This is a genomic window from Sorangiineae bacterium MSr12523 (genome assembly GCA_037157775.1).
Lineage (GTDB): Bacteria > Myxococcota_A > Polyangia > Polyangiales > Polyangiaceae > Pendulispora > Pendulispora brunnea.
Window position 1 is genome coordinate 9,166,772 of the sequence record CP089982.1, and the last position, 19,638, is coordinate 9,186,409.

Below are 19,638 nucleotides of genomic sequence, written 5' to 3' on the forward strand. Positions count from 1 at the left end.
TAGTCTCAGGAATACGCGCCCGCGAAGCTTGCCTCAAGGGCACAGACGAGGGCCTCGATGGTGTAGGGAGATGCCATCACGTCGACGCGCACCCCTCGCGCTTCGGCTGCCTCCCGCGTGATAGGCCCAATCGCCGCGACTTTGAGCTTCGCCAAAAGCCGCGAAGCGTCCTCATTGCCCAGCGCCGTGCACAGGTTGTCGACCGTACTCTTCGAGGTGAAGGTCACGGCATCAATTGCACCATCTTCGAGCTTTCGGGCCAAGTTGGCGACATTCTCCGGTGCCGGCGATCGCGTTTCGTAGAGGGGGACGACCTCCACCTGCCAGCCTGCCGCTCGCAACGCTTCGGGAAGTGCGTCCCGGGCCACCAGGGCGCGGGCAATCAAAATGCGCGGCAAGGGCATGGCCGCCGCGCGGGATATAAGTCCTTCTGCAAGGCTTTCCCCGCGAAATTCCTTGGCCACGAGGTCCGCCCGCAGCCCGCGCCGCTCCAGGGCCGCGGCCGTGCCCGGACCGATGGCTGCAATTTGCACCTTTCCGAAAGCGCGCGCGTCCTTTCCTTGGCGCACCAATTCGTCCCAGGCGCGCTCGACACCATTTTCGCTGGTGAACGCCACGAAGTCGTAGTCCTCGGAAAGCCTCCCGAGCGCCCGCTGCATCGGCGCGGGATCCGGCGGCGGGTGAATCTCGATCACCGGCTGCGCGATGGCATCGGCCCCGCGCAAACGCAGCATCGTCAACATGGTGCGCGACTGCTCCGCCGTGCGCGTCACGAGGACACGCTTGCCGAACAGCGGCCGTCGATCGAACCACGCGAACACCTGCCGCCGAGCCACCGCCTCCCCCACGACGAGCGTGCGCGCATCGCCCGGCAGACGCCGCGCCCGCGTTGCGATGTCCGCGAGCCGCCCCACCTCGATGCGCTGCGAAGGCCGCCCGAGATCGGTCAGGGCCAACGCGGGCGTGTCCGGCGAGCGACCGTGCTCGAGCAGCGCCGCCACCACCTCGTCCAACGTCGCACGCGACACCTGCGCCACCAGGGTGTCCGTGGCATGCGCCAGCGAGGCCCAATCCCGCGGGCCGAGACCTTCGCGCGCGTGCAGCACCGCGTAACTCGTTCCCTCGCCGCCCAGCGGCACGCCGCCAAATGATGTCACGGCGGTCTCCGGCCGCACCGCCGGCGCGATTTCGAACGCGATCCCCGCCTTCGCCGCGAGCTCCACCTCGTCCAGCGCCTCGTCCCGCGTCAGCCGCACCACGGAATGGCCTTCCCGCGCCAACTCGATGGCACGCGCCGCATCACCTTCGTACCGCGTGGCTTTCACCGCCAGGTCGAGCACGTCCGTATCCACATCGGACGCGTGAACCAGGGAATCACAGCTAGCGAGCGCATCGTGGGCCCGCGTGGAGAGCCAATCTTTCCAACCCGGCGGCGCAGCCACGAAGACGACCGTCATTTCTACGGCTTACCTTACGTGATAAACGAGGGCCATGGGTTTCCCTGTCATTCGTCCCAGGCGCCTTCGCGTATCCCCGAACATGCGCAAACTGGTGCGCGAAACGACGCTCGAACCGAGCGATTTCGTCTATCCGCTGTTCTTCAGCGCCACGGTTACCGAGCCCAATCCGATTGCGACGTTGCCGGGTGTCTCGCAGCTTCCCGTCAAGCACGCCGCCGCGCAGGCCCGCGAGATCGCCCGCCGCGGAATTCGCTCGGTGATCTTGTTCGGCCTGCCCAAAACGAAAGATCCCCGCGGTGAAAGCGGCTGCGATCCCGACGGGCCGGTGCCGCGTGCGGTGGCGGAGATCAAGTCCGCCGTGCCCGACATGCTCGTCGTCACCGACGTGTGCGTCGATGAGTACACCGACCACGGTCACTGTGGTGTCCTTCGCAAGCGCCACGGCACCGAGGAGCTCGAGGTCGACAACGACGCGACCATCGAGGTGCTCGCCAAGATGGCGGTCATGCATGCGCGCTCCGGCGCCGACATCATCGCGCCGAGCGACATGATGGACGGCCGCGTGGGCCACATTCGCCGCGCCCTCGACGAGAGCGGCTTCGACTCCACGGCCATCCTCAGCTACGCGGTGAAGTACGCGAGCGCCTTCTACGGCCCCTTCCGCGACGTGGCCGACTGCGCGCCCAAGTTCGGCGACCGCGCCGGTTACCAGATGGACCCGGGCAACCTGCGCGAGAGCCTGCGCGAAGCCGCGCTCGACGAGGCCGAGGGCGCCGACATGCTCATGGTCAAGCCCGCCCTTCCCTATCTCGACGTCATCCGCGAGGTGCGCAAAGCCACCACGCTTCCCCTCGCCGCCTACAACGTCTCGGGCGAATACGCGATGCTCCACGCCGCCGCCGCCGCCGGCATGATCGACTTGGACCGCGCCATGATGGAGGTGCTCACGTCCATCCGCCGCGCCGGCGCCGACTTCATCTTGACCTACCACGCCCTTCGCGCGGCCGAGCTCCTCGGAGGCTGAATGCGCCGCCGTTTCTTGGCTTATGGAACCGTGGGAATCTTCACGGTGCTTTTCGGTAGCTTGATATTCCTCGGCGGCTCGACCGGATGCTACGGCGACCAATGCACGGGTACCGTCGGGGAATTCGGATTGAATGCCGGCGAGGGCCGACTCCTCGATCCGAATACGTGGGAGAGCAATCTTCAGTCGTCCGAGTGGCTCAGTTATTCGCACCAGCGCTCGTGGTTCATCCGAGTCAAAGGCTTCGAGGGCCGCGACATCTCCCAGGTATTCGTTTACATCAGCCCGGACAAGGATCCGAACGTCTTCCAACAGGGGACGTACAAGCAATACACACTTGCGAGCGGCAACCTCGCAGAAATCACGATTGCCGAAAATGGACGACCGGGCGTGACGCCCCTGGTCCAAGTCCACAACGACACGTGCGCCGACTACTACACGCGAATCGTCGTCGAAGCGTACCCGGCGCTTCCTGACGCCGGAACGCCCGATACGGCGGATACGGGTACCAACCAAGACGCGGCAAGCGACACCGGAGCTACCGAATGAGTCACCCCTGGCACGACATTCCCATTCCCGAGCCCATCGAAGAAGGCTTTCCGGGATTCATCGAAATCCCCAAAGGCTCGCGCATCAAATACGAACTCGACAAAGACACCGGTCTTCTCAAAGTCGACCGTATTCTATTTAGCGCCGTGCACTATCCGGCCAACTACGGATTCATCCCGCGCACCTATTGCGATGACGGCGACCCGCTCGATGTCCTCGTCCTCTGTCAGGAGGCCGTCTCGCCCATGTGCATCATGCGCGCGCGAGCCATCGGCGTGATGCAGATGCGCGATGAAAAAGGCCTCGACGACAAGGTCATCGCCGTGCACCTCGACGACCCCGCCTTCAGCGAGTACACGCACATTCGCGAGCTGCCCCGCCACACCTTGCTCGAGCTGCGTCGCTTCTTCGAGGACTACAAGCTCCTCGAACACAAAGCCGTCACCGTCGAGGAATTCCAGGGCCCCTTCGAGGCCAACAAGATCATCCGCGACGCCATCATCGGCTATGCGAAGTTGCGCGCCAAAGAGGCGCACTGATCGACCGCCACGAGGGGGGGCGGCTTCTTCCAAGAAGTACGCAACGCAATCCGAAGAATGGTCGACCGTGCGATCATCATGTTCCGGCCATATCGATTCCTACTTTGCGGTGCTTCATCGTTTTCCATTGCGCTGATTCTTGCTTCGTGCAGCGGCGGCTCGTCGTCTCTGACACCTGATTCCTTATCAACCCCAGACGCCAGCGACGCGTCGACTCTCCCCGTCGAGGATGCCTCGCGCGATGTCGGGAGCGATTCTTCGGTGACGATTGCAGACGCCGGTACGCCGGACAGCGGCCAGTCCGATGCGAGGAGCGACAGCGGATCGCCGGATGCCACACCGATCGCGCTGGATGCGGACGAGGAAGGACTCGCCCGGTTCGATCTGCTCTCGACATCGCGCTGCCGGCATGAAGGTCCCGATTTGTTGGATTGCGTCATTCCGAAAGTGACCATTCGCGATCCGCACACCTCGCGCCGTAACACCCCTGCGATGACCACGCTCTCCACGAAAATGACGGGGAATTGCGCGACGCAGTACCCTATCGAGCTCCTGGTGGAGGGTGACGGGATGCGGCCGACACGCTTCCGAGTGGCGCAGCAAACGATGGACCTCAATCGTCTCGATCGCACACCTGTCTCCGAGCTCTCGTTGACCGATCACTTGCGATGGACGAAATCCATCATCGTCGACCAAACGTGCCATCTCTGGCTCGAAGTCGCCATGAACCGCGCCGATCCTCTTTGACGCGAAGCGAGGCGCGTTCCCGTTACTTCGCGCAGTTGCGAATGCACCCTTTGTAGCTGCGCGTGCAGGCTTCGCAGGCGGCGCCCTTGCAACCGCCGCGGCAGGCGGCCCATTTGTCCTCGCAGTCGCCCGTGCAGGCGGCGAGCGGGGGGCGTTCGGCGCTGGCCGGTGCCGCGGATGCCGATGCTGCCGGGGATGCCGGGTGCGCGGCCGATGCGCCCGCGTCGCCATCGTTCGTCCAGGAGGGGGGACCCGCGTCGGGCGTGTCGCCCCACGTCTTCGGCGGCGGTGTGAAGGCGCTGGTGGGCGCGGGGCCGGCGGCCCAGTCGCGCTGACCACGTTCGCCGGGGGCGGCGTGCATCAAGGCTTCGTCGGTGGGCAGCTCGGGGGCGCGGCGGATGGCCTGCGCCCGCGTGGCGGCATACATCACTTTATCGTGCGTTTGACCGTAGGTGTAATGGGCGAGCCAGTCGCGCCAGCACTCCCCTTTTTGCTGCAAGGCAACGTTGGGATTCTCCTCGAGCGCGTAGCAGTGCTCGAAGCGCGCATCCCCCTCGTAAATCGTCTGAAAACTCGGCCCGCACGCCACGGCCCCCACGCACACACAAGCGAACAGAAGCAACCGTCGAGGCACCATGTACGTTTACCTTTACTCTACGGCCTTTTCCCCTAAAGGCTGAACGGCTAGGTTAGGGGAATAATCTGCTCATGTTTACCGGACTGGTCGAAGCAACGGGACAACTTATCCGACGGGAACGCGTCGGTGTGGATGCCCGCCTGGAAATACGTTACGCGCCCGAATCACCCTTCGTCATCGGAGAATCCATCGCCATCGATGGGGTGTGCCTCACGGTGCAAACCATCACCGAGCAAGGCTTCCTCTGCGATGCCTCCTCCGAAACGCTGGCGCGAACCACACTTGGCGAGCTCACCTTGCCTGCCACCGTGAACCTCGAACGAGCCACGCCCCTCGGCGGCCGCATGGGAGGCCACATCGTCTCCGGGCACGTCGACGCCACCGGCGTCCTCCTCGAGAGGCAACCCGTGGGCGAAATGTCCAAATTGGTCTTCGGCTTCCCCGCGAATCTCGCGCGTTTCATCGCCGAAAAAGGCTCCATCTGTGTCAACGGTGTGAGCCTCACCGTCAACGGCGTGGCGGCGGACCGCTTCGACGTCATGATCATCCCGCACACCGCGCAAGTCACCTCGCTGGGCGCATTGCAGCCCGGCGGACGCGTGAACCTCGAGGTCGACGTTCTCGCACGCTACGTGTTGCGCGCGCGCGAAGTAGACGCCGTCGACGCCGCGGAGAAGAGCTAACACCATGGCACCCATGTTGGATATCGATCCGAGGCTTCTGGAGCGGGTCAACGCCGCCATCCACGCCATCCGCAGCGGCAAAATGGTCATCCTCACGGACGACGAAGACCGCGAAAACGAAGGTGATCTCTGCATGGCCGCGGAGTTCGCGACGGCGGAGGCCATCAACTTCATGGCCACCCACGGCCGAGGCCTCATCTGCCTCACCCTCGTGGAAGAGCAGATCGATCGCCTGGGCCTGCCCATGATGCAGTCGCCCGGCCGCGGCGGCCCTCCGCTCGGCACCGCCTTCACCGTCAGCGTCGAAGCACGCCACGGCGTCACCACCGGCATCAGCGCCGCCGATCGCGCGTTCACCACGCGCCTGGCCGCCAGCCCCGATTGCCGCCCCGACGATCTGGTCACCCCCGGTCACGTCTTCCCGCTCAAAGCCCGCACCGGCGGCGTCTTGGTGCGCACGGGCCAGACGGAAGGCTCCGTGGATCTCGCCCGCCTCGCCGGCCTCACCCCGGCGGGGGTCATCTGCGAGATCATGAACGAAGACGGCACGATGGCGCGCATGCCAGACTTGGAGATCTTCGCCAAGAAGCACGGCCTGCTCATCGTCACCATCGCCGATTTGATTCAGTACCGCCTGCAGACCGAGCGCCTCGTGCGCCGCCTCACCGAGCAATCTATCCTGCTCGACGCGACCGGCACGGTGTGGCGCACCATCGTCTACGAGTCCGCGACGGACGGGCGTCAGCTCCTCGCCTTGGTCAAAGGCGATGTCGAGGGTGGCGGCCCCGTCGTGTGCCGCATGCACGCTGGCTCGCTCATCGCCGACACGTTCGCCTCCACACCGCGCGAGGGTGCGCGCAACCTGAAGGAAGCCTTCCGCCACATCGAGGCCGAGGGGCGCGGGGTCGTCGTCTACCTGCCGCCCAAAGGCAACGTCGAGCTGGAACTGGAGCTTCACGCTGCGCTTTCCGCACCGCCCCACGAGAAAAAAGAATATCCACTGCGCGACTTCGGCCTGGGCGCGCAGGTTCTCTTCGATTTGGGGCTGCACAAGATCCGTCTCCTGACGAACAATCCGCGTAAGATTGCGGGCATCACCGGCTACGGGCTCGAGGTCGTCGAGAGCATCCCGCTTCGATCCATGACATCCAAAGTACCGCCCGCACCTTCCTCCGGGAGACTTCCGTAAATGCCCACCCTCGAAGACGCACGCACGATCGTTGGCAACCTCGTCGTGCCGAGCGGCGCCAAGTTCGCGATCGTCGCGAGCCGCTTCAACGACTTCATCGTCGAGCCGCTCTTGCGCGGCGCATTCGACGCCATCGTCCGCCACGGCGGTGATGCCAGGAACATCACCATCGTGCGCGTCCCCGGCGCTTGGGAAATCCCCGTCGTCGTGGAGCGCCTGGCCCACGTTGCGATGCGGCAACAACGGCCCGCGAGCGGGCCTGGGGGCGAACGGAAGTTCGACGCCATCATCGCCCTCTCCACGGTCATCCGCGGCTCCACACCGCACTTCGACTACGTGGCCGGAGAGGCCGCCAAGGTCGGAAGCGTCGCCGCCGCCACGGGTGTTCCCGTCTCCTTCGGCGTTCTGACGACGGACACCATCGAACAAGCCATCGAGCGCGCCGGCACCAAGGCCGGCAACAAAGGATGGGACGCCGCCGTTTCGGCCATCGAAATGGTGTCGCTCTCCCGAGCGCTGGACGAAGCGGGGCTGTAAAATCATGGGCGCACGTCACTCCGGCCGAGAATCGGCACTGCAAATGCTCTTTCAAATCGAGGTCTCCGGCGCCTCGGCCGAGGAGGCCATTTCCCTCTTCTGGCGCAACTTCGAGGGCGAGCCGGAGGGCCGCGCTTACGCCGAGGAAATCGTGCGCGGGGTGACCGCGGCGACGGAAGAACTCGATGCGCGCATCGCCGCCGCATCGAAGCACTGGCGCCTCGAACGCATGGGCCGGGTCGACCGCAACCTGCTGCGCGCGGGAACGTGGGAACTCGAGCATCGGCAGGACGTGCCCCGCGCCGTCATCCTCGACGAGGCCGTCGAGTTGGCGAAAGCCTACGGCAGCGAGTCCTCGAGCTCCTTCGTCAACGGCGTGCTCGATCGCATCGCCGAGGAACTCGGCCGCAAGGACACGGATCGCTAGTCGCCCGCAGCATGGACTTACGTTACCTGCCGCAAGATCTCCGCCGCCTCGACGAAGCCAACGCCGAAGTCGTCGCCTGCGCCATCTGGCAGGACGAAAAGCCCATGCGAGGCCTCGCGGGATTGCTCGACTGGCGCCTTGCCGGGAAACTGAGCTCTCTCCAGCGCCAGGATTACCTGCGCGGTGAAATCGGTGAGGTCCTCTGTGTACCTGGCCGGCCGCGATTGCCCTTCGACAAGGTGCTCGTTTTTGGCCTCGGCCCGCGCGAAGACTTCGAGGAGCCGCGCTTTCGCGAGACCGTGCTTCACCTTTTGCGCACGCTCGAAGGGCTGCACGTCCCACGCGCAGTGGTCGAGCTGCCCGGCCGCTCCGATGCAGCCATCCAGCCCGATCGCGCGGCCACGGTGGTGCTCGAATGCGTCGGCACCTCGGCGGCGCACGACACGTGGTGGATCGTGGACCACGCCGACGCCGAGCGGCATCTGCTCGAGCGCGCACAAGAAGAACAACGGCGCGCGCGTCGGGCGTAAGCTCTCGGCATGCCGGAAGTTCCCGCCGAAGTCGTCCCCGTCGATGCGTCCACGTTGATCCTGCTCCGCGACGCGGACAACGCCGTCTCGTGCTTCTTCGTTCAGCGCAACAAGAACACGAAGTTCATGGGCGGCATGGTCGTGTTCCCCGGGGGCAAGGTCGACGAAGCCGATCGCGATCCCGCCTGGACTTCGCTTTGCACGGCGCCGGGAAGGCCCGAGTGGCAGTCGCTCGGCGTGGCGGCCTGCCGTGAGGCGCTGGAGGAAGGGGCCATCCTTCCCGTCGCGGGCGGCAGCCTGGATCATGCGACCTTGCTCGATTGGCGACGGCGCTTGAACGCCGAGTCCCTGCGCGAGCTGGTCCGAGCGCACGGGCTTCGCTTGGATCTCGCGGCGCTCCGGCCCATCAGCCGATGGCTCACGCCGAAGACCCAGAGCAAACGGTTCGACACGCTGTTCTTCGTGGCGCGCATGCCGCCGGGCCAAGAGGGCACACACGACGAACACGAGACGGTGGCAAGCTTCTGGGCGACCCCTGCGGAAGTGCTCGCGCGCTTCGATGCGGGCACCATCGAGCTGGCCCCCCCGACGCACCGCACGTTGGAAATCCTCGCCACCAAAAAGAGCATCGACGACGTGTTCGCCCTCGCGAACGAGGCCACCCTGGAGACGATTTGCCCGGAGCTCGTTCGCCACATCGATCCCGAAGGCGACACCATGGCGCTCGTGCTGCCGGGCGACCCCGAGCACTCGGTGCGCGAAGCTCGCATTGCCGGCCTCTCCCGCTTCGTGATGCGCCGGGGCGCATGGCGTCCGGAGCCCGCGCCGAGGCTTCCGTAAGCTCGCGCGGCACGCTAATCTCGCGCCATGTCGGACGTCTTGTCGCCCAACGCCCCCGTCTACGCGGACCGCTCTACGGGCCAGGTTTTCCCGGATGCGCGCACCATGGTGAACGCGTACCTCGCGCAGTTCGCCGATCGCGCGGGGGCGACCCTCGATGAGCTCGACGATTCGGGCTACACGCAAGTCCGAAAGGGCTCGGCCAGCGTGGGCATCAACGTTCTGGGCGATCACGGCGTGCTGCTTCTGCTCGCACCGGTGATGTCCGTTCCGAAAGCGCACAAGGAGCGCTTCTACCGCCGGCTGCTCGAGCTCTCGTTCCTCACCACCGCGGATGCGGCCTTCGCGATCGATGCGCAGAAGGACGAAGTGTACGTGCGCGCGCTGCGCCGGCTTTCGGGCCTCGATTACGAGGAGTTCGAGGACCTGCTCGAGACAGTGGGCAAGGTCGCGGACGAGTGGGATGATGTATTGAGAAAAGAATTTTGAAGCTCAGGCTGAGTTCTACCTTCCGCTCGATTCGTAGCGGCGCGTAGAGTTCGGCTCTTATGAAATATTCTATCTTCACTGCTGCAACCGTCCTTGCGGCAGCAGCTGTTTTCGCGTGCTCGGACAAGGGCACGTCGACCGACGAAGGCTTCACGACCGAAGCTCTGGAGGGCGCGGATGCGTGGTGCGCGCGTGTGGCCGCGGGCCCGCCGGGCGCAGGCGATCTGCGCATCGAGCTTTCGACGGCGCATGCCAATGTTCGCTTTTTCGGCCCTCATCCGACGTTCAACGAAGTCGATCAAGCCTTTGCGGCAGGCCTCGGCGAGGCCGGCCCCATCGTGCCGAAGCGCGCGCTGGCGACGTATGCCGCCCGGCTTGGCGGCGCGGCGTGCGCGCTGAATGCGAACCCGAAGCCGCTCGGCCCGGCGCAGGTGATCGCGCTGGGACCCGTGGCCATCGTTCGACCGGGCACGGGCCGCATCTCGTTGCCGCAGGGCACGCGCGCGGTGCTCGTGGATTTGCACGGATTGCCCGCGGTCGATGGATTGCGCAGCGCGCTCGAGGCCGCGGTAGCGCCCGCGCTCGCATCTCCTGTCCCACGCGCGACGTCGCACGTTCGTCAGCACTTCGGAATGACGGACGAGACGCAGGAGAACGAATACTTGAACTCCATCGAGTCCGTCGCGCAGGACGCGATTCCCTCGACGGGCTCCTCGGATCTCCCCCTCGTGCTGCTCACGGCCAAGGCCCTCGCGCCCGAGGCCGCGGAGCTCGCGATCACCTTGCGCCTTGCAAACCGCGCGTGGATCGCAGGCGAGAGCGTGCGTGCCGAAGCGGCCGAGTCTCGATGGACGCCGGTGAAAAACACCGGCCTCGCGTGGCGCGCCCAGGAGCTCTATTCGGGCGACGCACGATGGCCCGACGAGGTACCGGCCGACTTTTCGGCGCAAACTCCCGAGCAGGCTGCCGTTCGCACCTCAGGCCTCGGCGCACCGCCACCGATCACGGCCGGCGCGTCGAATCGCGCGAAACTCGAGCCCATCGTTCCCGGCTTCGAGCCACAACCCGAAACGCTGGGCCTCGGCGAAGCCCGCGCGTCGTTGCTGGCGATGCACGGCGCAACCCGCCGCTTCTTTCCTTACTTTCACGTGGTGGGCGATCACATCGACGAACGCCTGCAGGAGACGATGGACGCCATCGAGGCGTTGCCCAGCCTCGATCGCACCTCGCTTTTGAAGCAATTGCGGCGCTTTGGAGAGGTTCTTCACGATGGGCACGTTGGAGCTGCGGACTGGTCCTCGGGATCGACCCCCACCGGCTTCGGCTACTTCCCGGCCAAGCTCGAGGATGTGAACGGCGAACCCGTCGTGCGCCGCACCATCGTGGAGGGCGTGCACCCCGGCGATACCATCACGCGGATCGGCAACACCTCCGTCGCCGAATGGTATGCGCGCGAGAGGCCGCTCGTGTCCGGCGCCACCGAAGGATGGATCCGCGAGCGCATCATGCGGAGCATGCTCCGGCTACAAGGTCCGACCGAGTTCGGTCTTCGCGCCCCCGACGGTACGAGCCACACCGTCACCGTCCAACCCGTTTCTGCCGCGGCCTTCCTGGCGTTCGGCACGGCGGCCGTCCACCGCGCACCCGGGTGGCTGAGCGATCTGGGCGCGCCGAAGCTCTATTACACCACGATGACGGAGGCGATGACGGGCGGCAGGCCCGAGTTCCGCCGGACGCTTGCCGAGGCTCGCGATGCCGAAGGACTGATCCTCGACATGCGAGGCTATCCGGCGTTCGGCCTCTACGACGAAGCAATGCGGCTCATCCCGCATGCCTTTTCCTCGCCGATTTTCAACTTCCCCGTGGTCCGGCCCGCGTCGCAGACCTTCCAGGCCGACCACTACGATTTCGATCCGCTGACGGACCCTTCGTACGCGGGCCCCATTGTCTTGCTGATTGGTCCCCAGGCCATCTCCGCGGCGGAGAACTTCTCGATCATGCTCGTCGATGCCAAACGCCTCACGGCCATCGTCGGACGTCGGAGCGCTGGGACGAACGGCAACATCACGACACTGTTTCTCCCAGGTGCATTCTCCTTCACCTTTACCGGAATGGAGATTCTCCACACCGACAGGTCTCGCTTTCACGGGATCGGAATCGTTCCTGACATCGAGGTCACCTTGAACGCCCAAGATTTCCAGCAGGGCATCGATCCGGAGCTCGCACGTGCGATCGACGTACTTCGTGCTCGGTGAGCTACATCCGTGGAAAGTCGGCCGACCAGGAAATTCGCGGCGCGAGTGGATGGGCTTGCCCGCTTATCTGCAAGGGCCCCGTTTGTCGGACACCGTATCGGATGTTAGGCTACTCCCTCATGGCTGATTCGCCCGTCCAGAAGCCGGCAGGGCCCCATGAGAAGGCGCCCTCCGCGGAGGATTTCGACCGTCTCGCGGCGCTCATCAAGCCGTCGTGGGAGCTCGAAGATGCGGCCCCCTTTTCCATGGGCAACCGTAGTCTGACGCCCCAGGAATGGGAGCAGCTCCGCGGCGAATCGAATGGCGAAGCGTCGCCCGTCAAAGGTGGCAATGGGACGCACGGGCGCAACGGCGTGTCCGTGCCCGCCGCCGCGGAAGTCGTGCGTGCAGCATCGGCGCCACCACCAGCTCCGCGCGCGGCGTCGTCCCCCGTGTTTCCGCAGACTGCACCGCGCAGCAGCGTGGCACCGGAGCCGTCGAACTCGGAGGCCCGTGCGCAGGCTGGTGCGTTGGGCGAGCCGCAGCCCAAGTCGGACGTGGCGGTGGCGGTCGATGCCTCCATCAAAGAGTGGCAAAAGACGAGCCTCGCGGAGGAGCTCGAGCCGTTCCCCGCCGAGCGATCGCGCAAAGGTCTGTACGTGGGCCTTGCTGCGGCTGCGGTGGTCATCGTCGCCGTTTTCTTCTTCGCCACGCGCTCCTCGGAGCCGGAGCCCGCGCCTTCGCCCGGAGCCGCGACGCCCACGGAGGAGAAGGCGCCCGGCGCCGCCAATGCGCGCGTCGACATTCCGCCGCCTGCGCAGACGCAAGCCGCAGCCCCGAAAGAGCCGGCTGCGGCGCCGAAGGAGCCCGTCGCGGCCCCGAAAGAAACGGCCGTCGCGAAGGAACCCGTAGCGAAAGAGCCGGTCGCGAAGGAACCGCCCGCGGCCAAAGAGCCCGCGCACGAGCAGCACACATCGCCGTCCCGGCCTGCCCCGCAGCCTCGTGCGGCCGCGCCCGCGCACAATCCCGCTCCCCCCCCCGCGCCATCGCCCAAAGCGTCCCCGAAAGGAAACGCCTCGGGTGGCATCGTGCGGGACGTTCCATTTTGACCGAGCGAGCCCCCCGCGAGGATTCGTGATCGAAGATCGCGAATCCGTGGGTTAGTTTAGCTCCGACATGAAAAGGCACACGCGATCCATCGCCGCCGGTTTGATCGTTGCGCTTGCGCCGCTCCTGGTCGGCGGCCCGGCATGGGCTCAATCGGACGAGGCCTCGACGAAGGCCGCGCGCGCCCGTTTCCAGGAGGGCGTCCAGTATTACGACAAGGGCCAGTACGAGAACGCGCGCGCCGCGTTTCTGCAGGCCTACGCCCTTCGTAAGCACCCTGCCGTGCTGCTCAACCTCGCGCAAAGCAGCTTGAAGAGCGGCCACCCGATGGAGGCGGTGAAGTACTTCCAGCAGTTCCTGCGGGAGTCCACCTCGATGACCCCCGCCCAGCGGAGCGACGCAGAAAAAGGCCTCGTCGAAGCGCGCTCGAAGCTGGGTCGCTTGGAAATCTCCGCCCCCACCGGCGCCGAAATCTCGGTCGACAGCACGCCCGTGGGCACCGCCCCGCTCAGCGACTCGGTGGATGTCGAGCCGGGAACGCACATGATCCGCGCCAAGCTGCCCGATGGCACCGCCGACGTGAAAAGCGTCACGCCCGGCCCGGGCGACAAATTGAAGGTTATCTTCAGCGCCCCCGAGGCCCCTACCGCCCCGGCACCGGTCCCCGTCCCCGCCCCCACGAGCACCACGCCTCCCGGCCCATCCTCGAGCACGCCCTCGGCGCTCGACACGCCACCGTCGGAGCCGATCGCCGGGACCACGACACCCCCGCCCGCCGAGTCGAGCGGCAAATGGTCGCTGGTCCCGGGAATCGTGGGCGCCGGCGTCGGTGTCGCGGGCCTCGGCACCGCGCTCGCTTTCTACTTCTTCAAGCAGAGCGCACAGGATTCGGCCGACTCCGCGGATGCCGAGATCCGAGAGGACGCGAGGCGAAACAACGTCAGCACGCGCGGCATCTGCAACGATCCGTCGGCCACGCGGTACCGCGAGGCGTGCAATGCGCTCCGCGACAACAACGACAAAGTCGATAAGAACGCAACCGTAGGCAACATCGCATTGGGCGTGGGTATCGCCGGTGCAGTATTCGGCGCCACATGGCTCATCGTGGCGAGCGTGCACAACTCCAAAGCCGGCAAAGAAGCCGCCCCGGCGCCATCGACGGGATTCATCCGCCCCGTCCCAATGGTCCTTTCGAACGCCAAAGGATTGGCGCTCGAAGGTGCATTCTAATCGCGACTTAGCGCGAGGGTCGCGAGCCAATACGAAGTTCGCGACGACTCGCGACAATATGAGATTGAACAGGGAGGCGGGGAGGTGGGGAGGGATACGGTGCGAATCCCACCGCGGAACGCTTTTTTTGGGGTTCCAGTTGGCCACTGCGCTGGATTGAGACCCAAAAAAACTCCCCGCCTCCCCGCCTCCCCGTGAATTCTCTTCAGCTAGCAATCGCCGCAAATCGCGTTTCCCTGATTGGCAATTTGCGCATTTGGGATGGACGCGTTCGATTTGATCATGGTACGCCCCTTCCTTCACCCATCGACGGGTCTGCCCGGGGGAACGGGGGGATCACGTCGTCCATTTTTTCCGTGAGGCGAACGGCTAAGCCGGTGCGCCGTGGTGATGGAGGGATGCGATGAAACAAGCATGGCTTTGGGCGGTGGCGCTGTTGGCAGCGGGTTGCAGTGCCGAGGCGCGCAATGAGGCTCCCACGGACGAGTCGACCGACCAAAAGATCATAGGTGGTGTCGACGATCCGAACGATCCGGCCGTCGTTGCCGTCTACGCCAGAGTCCCCGGTGCCACGAAGGGTGCACTCTGCACGGGTGAAATCATCTCCCCCACGGTCGTGCTCACCGCCGCGCATTGCATCACCGAGGTCGATCCTGGCTCGGTGCATCATGTCATTCCGGGCTTCAAATTCAAGGAAGTCCCCGAATCGCAATGGCTGGCCGTCAAAGAGACGCACGCCGACCCGCAATTCGACGCGCAGAATCTCCCCAATGGCCACGACATCGGTGTGCTCATTCTCCAAGAGCCCACGACCATCGCGCCACTCCCCTTCGTTCGCACACCGCTGCCCGACAGCGTCGTCGGTCAAAGTGTGCGCCTGGTAGGCTACGGTTTGAACGACGGCTTCGGGCAAACCGGCGCCGGCATCAAGCGCGAGGTCACCGTCCCGATCAACAGCATGGACGACAAGACCCTCGAGACGGGCACCTTCAGCAAGAAATCCTGCAACGGCGACTCGGGCGGCCCCGCCTTCCTGAAGATCGATGGCAAAGAAACCATCGTGGGCGTCACGTCCTACGGCATCATCTACTGCCTTGGATATGGCTATTACACGCGGGTGGACAAGTATACCGCCTTCATTGATCAGTATTTGCAGTAGTCGATCTGCGGGAGTCGGGGTCTGATTCGGAATCGGACTCCGACTCCGACTCCGACTCCGACTCCGACTCCGACTCCGACTCCGACTCCGACTCCGACTCCGACTCCGACTCCGACTCCGACTCCGACTCCGACTCCGACTCCGACTCCGACTCCGACTCCGACTCCGACTCCGATTCCGATTCCGATTCCGATTCCGATTCTGATTCTGATTCTGATTCGGACTCCGATTCATTCAGATTCGGGGACCGGTTTCTATGTGCTAGCGCACTGCGCGCGTGGCCAGCTTGGCGAGGGACGCCGCGAGCTTTGGGCCTATGGGTCGGTCCAGCAGGAGCCGGTACCACATGGCGCCAAAGAGCATATCGACCAGCGTCTCGATGCTCGTGCCTTTGGCCACCTCGCCGCGCTCGACCGCGCGCTGAACGAGGCTCGAGAGCACGGCGCGACGCCAGGCGATGTACTCGCCAAAGCGAACGGCGAACTCGGCGTCGAGCTGCGCCTCGGCCATGAGGCCGCGCATCACCGGCCCGAGGGCGCGCGGCCCGTTCAGAGCGCGAAACGTCGCCGTGAGGAACGCGCGCAGATCCGATTCCAGATCGCCGAGATCGCGCTCGAGAATCGACGTGCGCGCCGTCTCCGTCAGCGCCTCGAGCACCACGTCGGCTTTCGATGGCCACCAGCGGTACATCGTCTGTTTACCCACACCGGCGCGCTCGGCGATGGCATCGGCCGTGACCTTGCCGTACCCGCGCTCGCGCAAAAGCTCCAGAGAGGCCTCGAGAATGGCCGTTTTCGACTCCTCACTTCGCTTCCGACCCACCTTGGGACGATCCATGTGCGGCTCCACCCGTTGACGAGACTACGAGTCTCGTTATATTTCGAGACCATCAGTCTCACAATAGCCTCGTGAGCTGCACGAGAGGAGCGCCATCATGAGCGGGCCGAGTGGAAAAGGTGAAACCATCATCGTATTTGGCGCCAGCTCCGGCGTGGGCGAAGCCGTGGCCACCCTGGCGCATCGCCAGGGCGCACGCGCAGTGGCCGTCGGGCGCGATGGGCGAAAGCTCGAAGCCCTTCGCGGGCGAGTGGGCGGCGTGGAAGTCGCATCGGTCGACGCCTCCCGGAGGGAAGACGTCGATGCATTTTTTCACGCGCAAGGCGCCTTCGATCACCTCGTCATTGCCCTCAGCGGCGGCAAGGGCGCGGGCGCCTTCCGCGAGCTCCCTCTCGACGACGTGCGCTCGGGCTTCGAGGCCAAGTTCTTCCCGCAGCTCAGCGTCGCACAGGCTGCGCTTTCCACGCTGAAGAAGGAAGGTGGCTCGATCACCTTCATCAGCGCCGCATCCGCGCGATCCGTGGCCCCCGGCACCGCAGGCCTCGCGGCCATCAACGCCGCCATCGAGGCGGTCATCCCCGTCTTGGCGTTGGAGCTCGCGCCGATTCGCGTCAACGGCATTTCACCGGGCGTGATCGACACACCGTGGTGGGACACAGTGCCGGCCGACGTCAAAGCCGGCTTTTTCGAGCGCGCACGCGCCAACTTGCCGGTCCGCCGCGTGGGCACGCCGGAGGAGGTCGCGGAACTCGTCTGGTTCCTCGCGCATGCCGGTTTCGTTACCGGCTCGGTCTATGAAATCGACGGCGGACATCGTCTTACTGCTTCAAGAGCGTGACGCGTCCCTCCAACCACCCCAGAATAGCGCCATGCCCGAAACGTCCCTCGAAGGCCTCCACATTCTCATCACCGGATCGACCGACGGCATCGGCGCCGTCACGGCGGAAGAGCTGGGCCGCGCCGGCGCCATCGTCTACGTGCACGGCCGCAACGCCGAGAAGATCGAGCGCACGCTTGCATCCCTGCGCGGACACGGCATCAACGCCCCACGCGGATTTCAGGCCGATCTTGCTTCGCTCGAGGAGACCGCGAAGCTCGCAGAACGCATCGTCGCGGAAGTGCCCCAACTCGATGTGCTCATCAACAACGCGGGAGTTGGCACCGGCGACCAGACAGGTAAGCGCGGCCAGCGCGAAATCAGCCAGGACGGATTCGAGCTTCGCTTCGCCGTCAATTATCTAGCGCCGTTCGTGCTGACGCGAAACCTCATCGCCGCCGGCCGCATCCCGCGCGCGGTCATCCATGTTTCATCCATTGGTCAGGAAGATATCGATTTCGACGACCTGATGCTGGAGCAGCATTATTCGGGAACGTCGGCGTACTGCCGAAGCAAGCTCGCGCAAATCTTGTTCACCTTCGATCTCGCGGAGAGTCATCCGGCCATCAAGACGCACGCCCTTCACCCCGGCACGTACCTCGACACGAACATGGTGCGCAAGGCCGGCATCCGGCCCTTGGGAAACGCGGGAGAAGGCGCCGACGCGATCCTTTTCGTCACACGTCACGCGTTGAGCGACGGTCCCAACGGACTCTATTTCGATCAACAACGCACGGCACGCCCGCTCCCTCAGGCCTACGACCGCACGGCACGCACACGCCTGCGAAAAGTCTCCGAAGAACTCGCTGCGCCTTTCCTGCGCTAGCGGGTGTCCCAAGTCCGTTGCGAATGCAAGGGACACCGACATCCACGCACGACGAAGTCCCGCCTCACCACATCCAATCGAATGTTACTTGAGGGGGGATATCGATATATGAAGAAGGGCGCATTCATTTGCGCGGCAGCAATGCTGTGCGTGGCGTGCACCATGGAGGCGGCCGAGTCCGAGATGACCGGCCAGTCTCAGGACGCCATCGTGGGCGGCACCGAAGATGCCGCGGATCCTGCGGTCGTTGCGGTTTATGCGCGCGTTCCAGGAGAAACCAAAGGGTCGCTTTGCACGGGCGAAGTGATTTCACCGACGGTCGTTCTCACGGCCGCTCACTGCATTACCGAGGTCACACCCGGGTCCGTGCATTACGTGGTACCGGGCAACAAGTTCCAAAGCGTTCCCGCGTCGCAGTGGCTCGCGGTGAAGGAGGTGCACGCCGATCCGGCTTTCGATGCGCAACACCTCGAGGCTGGGCACGACATCGGCGTGGTGATTCTCGCGCAGCCAACGACCATCCGGCCGCTCCCATTTTTGCGAGCACCGTTGCCCGTCGATGCGGTCGGACAACGGGTCCGCCTGGTGGGCTACGGCCTCGACAACGGATTCCGGCAAACGGGCGCTGGCACGAAGCGCACGGTCAACGTCCCCATCGTTTCCATCGATGACGTGACGTTGGAGACGGGCAACCTGTTTCAAAAAGCGTGCAGCGGTGACTCGGGCGGCCCCGCGTTTCTCGACATCAATGGCCAGGAGACGATCGTCGGCGTCACGTCGTACGGATTCATCTTCTGCCTGTTCGAAGCCTTCTACACGCGGGTCGATCTCTATACCGATTTCATCGAGCAGTATTTGTAGCTACAAAGATCCGCTGGACACGGAAGAGTCCGCCATGATACGCCCCATCTCCAACACCGTTTCGCGAGTTGGAGGGAGCGATGAAACACGCGGTTCTTTTCGCATGGGCGGCGGCGGTATTGGCTGCGGGGTGCAGCACGGAGACCGAGCCCGCTGACGTCACGTCGCAGACATCGGACGAAATCGTGGGCGGCACCGTCGATCCGGGCGATCCCGCCGTCGTGGCCGTCTACGCGCGCGCACCCGGCGCCACCAAAGGCGCACTCTGCACGGGGGAAGTGATCGCGCCCACCGTCGTTCTCACGGCGGCCCACTGCATCACCGAAGTCGATCCGGGTGCCATCCACTACGTGGTTCCGGGGCCCGTATTCCAACAGGTCCCGCAATCGCAATGGCTCGCCACGAAGGAGGTCCACGCGGATCCGGCGTTCGATGCATCGAACCTCACGAATGGACACGACATCGGGGTCGTGATCCTCGCACAGCCCACGACCATCACGCCCATTCCGTTCATCCGCACACCGCTTCCTTCGAGCGTCGTCGGCAAGAATGTGCGGCTCGTAGGCTATGGGCTCGACAACGGCGTGACGCAGACCGGCGCCGGCACGAAGCGTCAAGTCACGGTGCCCATCGTGTCGATGAACGACAAGACGCTGGAGACGGGAAATCTCCTTCAAAAAGCCTGCAACGGCGACTCCGGCGGCCCCGCGCTGCTGAACATCGACGGCAAGGAGACCATCGTCGGCGTGACGTCCTACGGACTCGTTCTTTGTCTGCTGACGGCGAACTACACGCGGGTCGATCTCTATACGAGCTTCATCGACCAGTACCTCCCATAGCGCTAGCATCGGGTTCA

General features: G+C 64.9%; 22 protein-coding genes. 19 read left to right on the top strand and 3 right to left on the bottom strand.

From position 1 onward, the window contains the following. Positions 1–5 precede the first annotated feature (5 nt). Positions 6–1,457, bottom strand: coding sequence for a uroporphyrinogen-III synthase (locus LZC95_35650; protein WXA91773.1), 1,452 nt, complete (start codon positions 1,455–1,457; stop codon positions 6–8). A 34-nt stretch (positions 1,458–1,491) separates the two neighbouring features. On the opposite strand from LZC95_35650, the gene hemB reads away from it, so the two are divergent. From hemB to LZC95_35670, 4 genes are all read left to right on the top strand, one after another. After that, entirely contained in the window at positions 1,492–2,484 is a 993-nt protein-coding gene (hemB, locus tag LZC95_35655; protein WXA91774.1) for a porphobilinogen synthase, read from the top strand. Then, entirely contained in the window at positions 2,485–3,033 is a 549-nt protein-coding gene (locus LZC95_35660; GenBank protein WXA91775.1) for a hypothetical protein, read from the top strand. Next, positions 3,030–3,572 carry an inorganic diphosphatase gene (locus LZC95_35665; GenBank protein WXA91776.1) on the top strand — a complete coding sequence of 181 codons (543 nt, stop codon included), beginning with the start codon at positions 3,030–3,032 and terminating at the stop codon, positions 3,570–3,572. Before LZC95_35660 ends, LZC95_35665 begins: the two co-directional genes overlap by 4 nt. Positions 3,573–3,833: 261 nt before the next feature. Continuing rightward, a complete protein-coding gene (locus LZC95_35670) occupies positions 3,834–4,319 on the top strand; it encodes a hypothetical protein (protein ID WXA91777.1) in 486 nt (161 codons plus the stop codon). A gap of 22 nt (positions 4,320–4,341) precedes the next feature. On the opposite strand, the gene LZC95_35675 is transcribed toward LZC95_35670, so the two are convergent. Next, entirely contained in the window at positions 4,342–4,956 is a 615-nt protein-coding gene (locus LZC95_35675) for a hypothetical protein (GenBank protein WXA91778.1), read from the bottom strand. 71 nt (positions 4,957–5,027) lie between these two features. Here LZC95_35675 and LZC95_35680 point away from each other — a divergent pair, with 71 nt between their 5' ends. The 11 genes from LZC95_35680 (at position 5,028) to LZC95_35730 (ending at position 15,381) form a co-directional block, all read left to right on the top strand. Next, a complete protein-coding gene (locus tag LZC95_35680) occupies positions 5,028–5,639 on the top strand; it encodes a riboflavin synthase (GenBank protein WXA91779.1) in 612 nt (203 codons plus the stop codon). A 4-nt stretch (positions 5,640–5,643) separates the two neighbouring features. Continuing rightward, positions 5,644–6,828: a 3,4-dihydroxy-2-butanone-4-phosphate synthase gene (gene ribB, locus LZC95_35685; GenBank protein ID WXA91780.1), complete on the top strand. Its 1,185-nt coding sequence runs from the start codon at positions 5,644–5,646 to the stop codon at positions 6,826–6,828. Next, on the top strand, positions 6,829–7,365 hold the full coding sequence (ribH, locus tag LZC95_35690; protein WXA91781.1) for a 6,7-dimethyl-8-ribityllumazine synthase: 537 nt from the start codon (positions 6,829–6,831) through the stop codon (positions 7,363–7,365). 4 nt (positions 7,366–7,369) lie between these two features. Next, complete coding sequence (nusB, locus tag LZC95_35695; protein ID WXA91782.1) at positions 7,370–7,792, top strand: transcription antitermination factor NusB; 423 nt, start codon at positions 7,370–7,372, stop codon at positions 7,790–7,792. Positions 7,793–7,803: 11 nt separating this feature from the next. Continuing rightward, positions 7,804–8,322 (top strand): leucyl aminopeptidase, encoded by a 519-nt coding sequence (locus LZC95_35700; protein WXA91783.1) that lies wholly within the window; start codon positions 7,804–7,806, stop codon positions 8,320–8,322. A gap of 9 nt (positions 8,323–8,331) precedes the next feature. Beyond that, positions 8,332–9,162, top strand: a complete 831-nt coding sequence (locus LZC95_35705; protein WXA91784.1) for a hypothetical protein — start codon at positions 8,332–8,334, stop codon at positions 9,160–9,162. Between the two features lie 27 nt (positions 9,163–9,189). Continuing rightward, entirely contained in the window at positions 9,190–9,651 is a 462-nt protein-coding gene (locus tag LZC95_35710; protein WXA91785.1) for a YbjN domain-containing protein, read from the top strand. 59 nt (positions 9,652–9,710) lie between these two features. Next, a complete protein-coding gene (locus LZC95_35715) occupies positions 9,711–11,906 on the top strand; it encodes a S41 family peptidase (protein ID WXA91786.1) in 2,196 nt (731 codons plus the stop codon). Positions 11,907–12,025: 119 nt separating this feature from the next. Continuing rightward, positions 12,026–12,994: a hypothetical protein gene (locus tag LZC95_35720; GenBank protein ID WXA91787.1), complete on the top strand. Its 969-nt coding sequence runs from the start codon at positions 12,026–12,028 to the stop codon at positions 12,992–12,994. 67 nt (positions 12,995–13,061) lie between these two features. Further along, positions 13,062–14,222: a hypothetical protein gene (locus LZC95_35725; protein ID WXA91788.1), complete on the top strand. Its 1,161-nt coding sequence runs from the start codon at positions 13,062–13,064 to the stop codon at positions 14,220–14,222. Between the two features lie 403 nt (positions 14,223–14,625). Next, positions 14,626–15,381 (top strand): trypsin-like serine protease, encoded by a 756-nt coding sequence (locus LZC95_35730; GenBank protein ID WXA91789.1) that lies wholly within the window; start codon positions 14,626–14,628, stop codon positions 15,379–15,381. 261 nt (positions 15,382–15,642) lie between these two features. Here LZC95_35730 and LZC95_35735 read toward each other — a convergent pair whose 3' ends face one another. Further along, entirely contained in the window at positions 15,643–16,218 is a 576-nt protein-coding gene (locus LZC95_35735; protein WXA91790.1) for a TetR/AcrR family transcriptional regulator, read from the bottom strand. Between the two features lie 97 nt (positions 16,219–16,315). On the opposite strand from LZC95_35735, the gene LZC95_35740 reads away from it, so the two are divergent. The 4 genes from LZC95_35740 to LZC95_35755 all read left to right on the top strand — a co-directional run bounded on the left by LZC95_35740 (position 16,316) and on the right by LZC95_35755 (position 19,621). Further along, complete coding sequence (locus LZC95_35740; protein WXA91791.1) at positions 16,316–17,056, top strand: SDR family oxidoreductase; 741 nt, start codon at positions 16,316–16,318, stop codon at positions 17,054–17,056. 31 nt (positions 17,057–17,087) lie between these two features. Next, positions 17,088–17,921, top strand: coding sequence for an SDR family NAD(P)-dependent oxidoreductase (locus tag LZC95_35745; protein WXA91792.1), 834 nt, complete (start codon positions 17,088–17,090; stop codon positions 17,919–17,921). A gap of 108 nt (positions 17,922–18,029) precedes the next feature. Beyond that, positions 18,030–18,782, top strand: a complete 753-nt coding sequence (locus LZC95_35750; protein WXA91793.1) for a trypsin-like serine protease — start codon at positions 18,030–18,032, stop codon at positions 18,780–18,782. An 80-nt stretch (positions 18,783–18,862) separates the two neighbouring features. Beyond that, positions 18,863–19,621 carry a trypsin-like serine protease gene (locus tag LZC95_35755; GenBank protein WXA91794.1) on the top strand — a complete coding sequence of 253 codons (759 nt, stop codon included), beginning with the start codon at positions 18,863–18,865 and terminating at the stop codon, positions 19,619–19,621. Positions 19,622–19,638 lie beyond the last annotated feature (17 nt).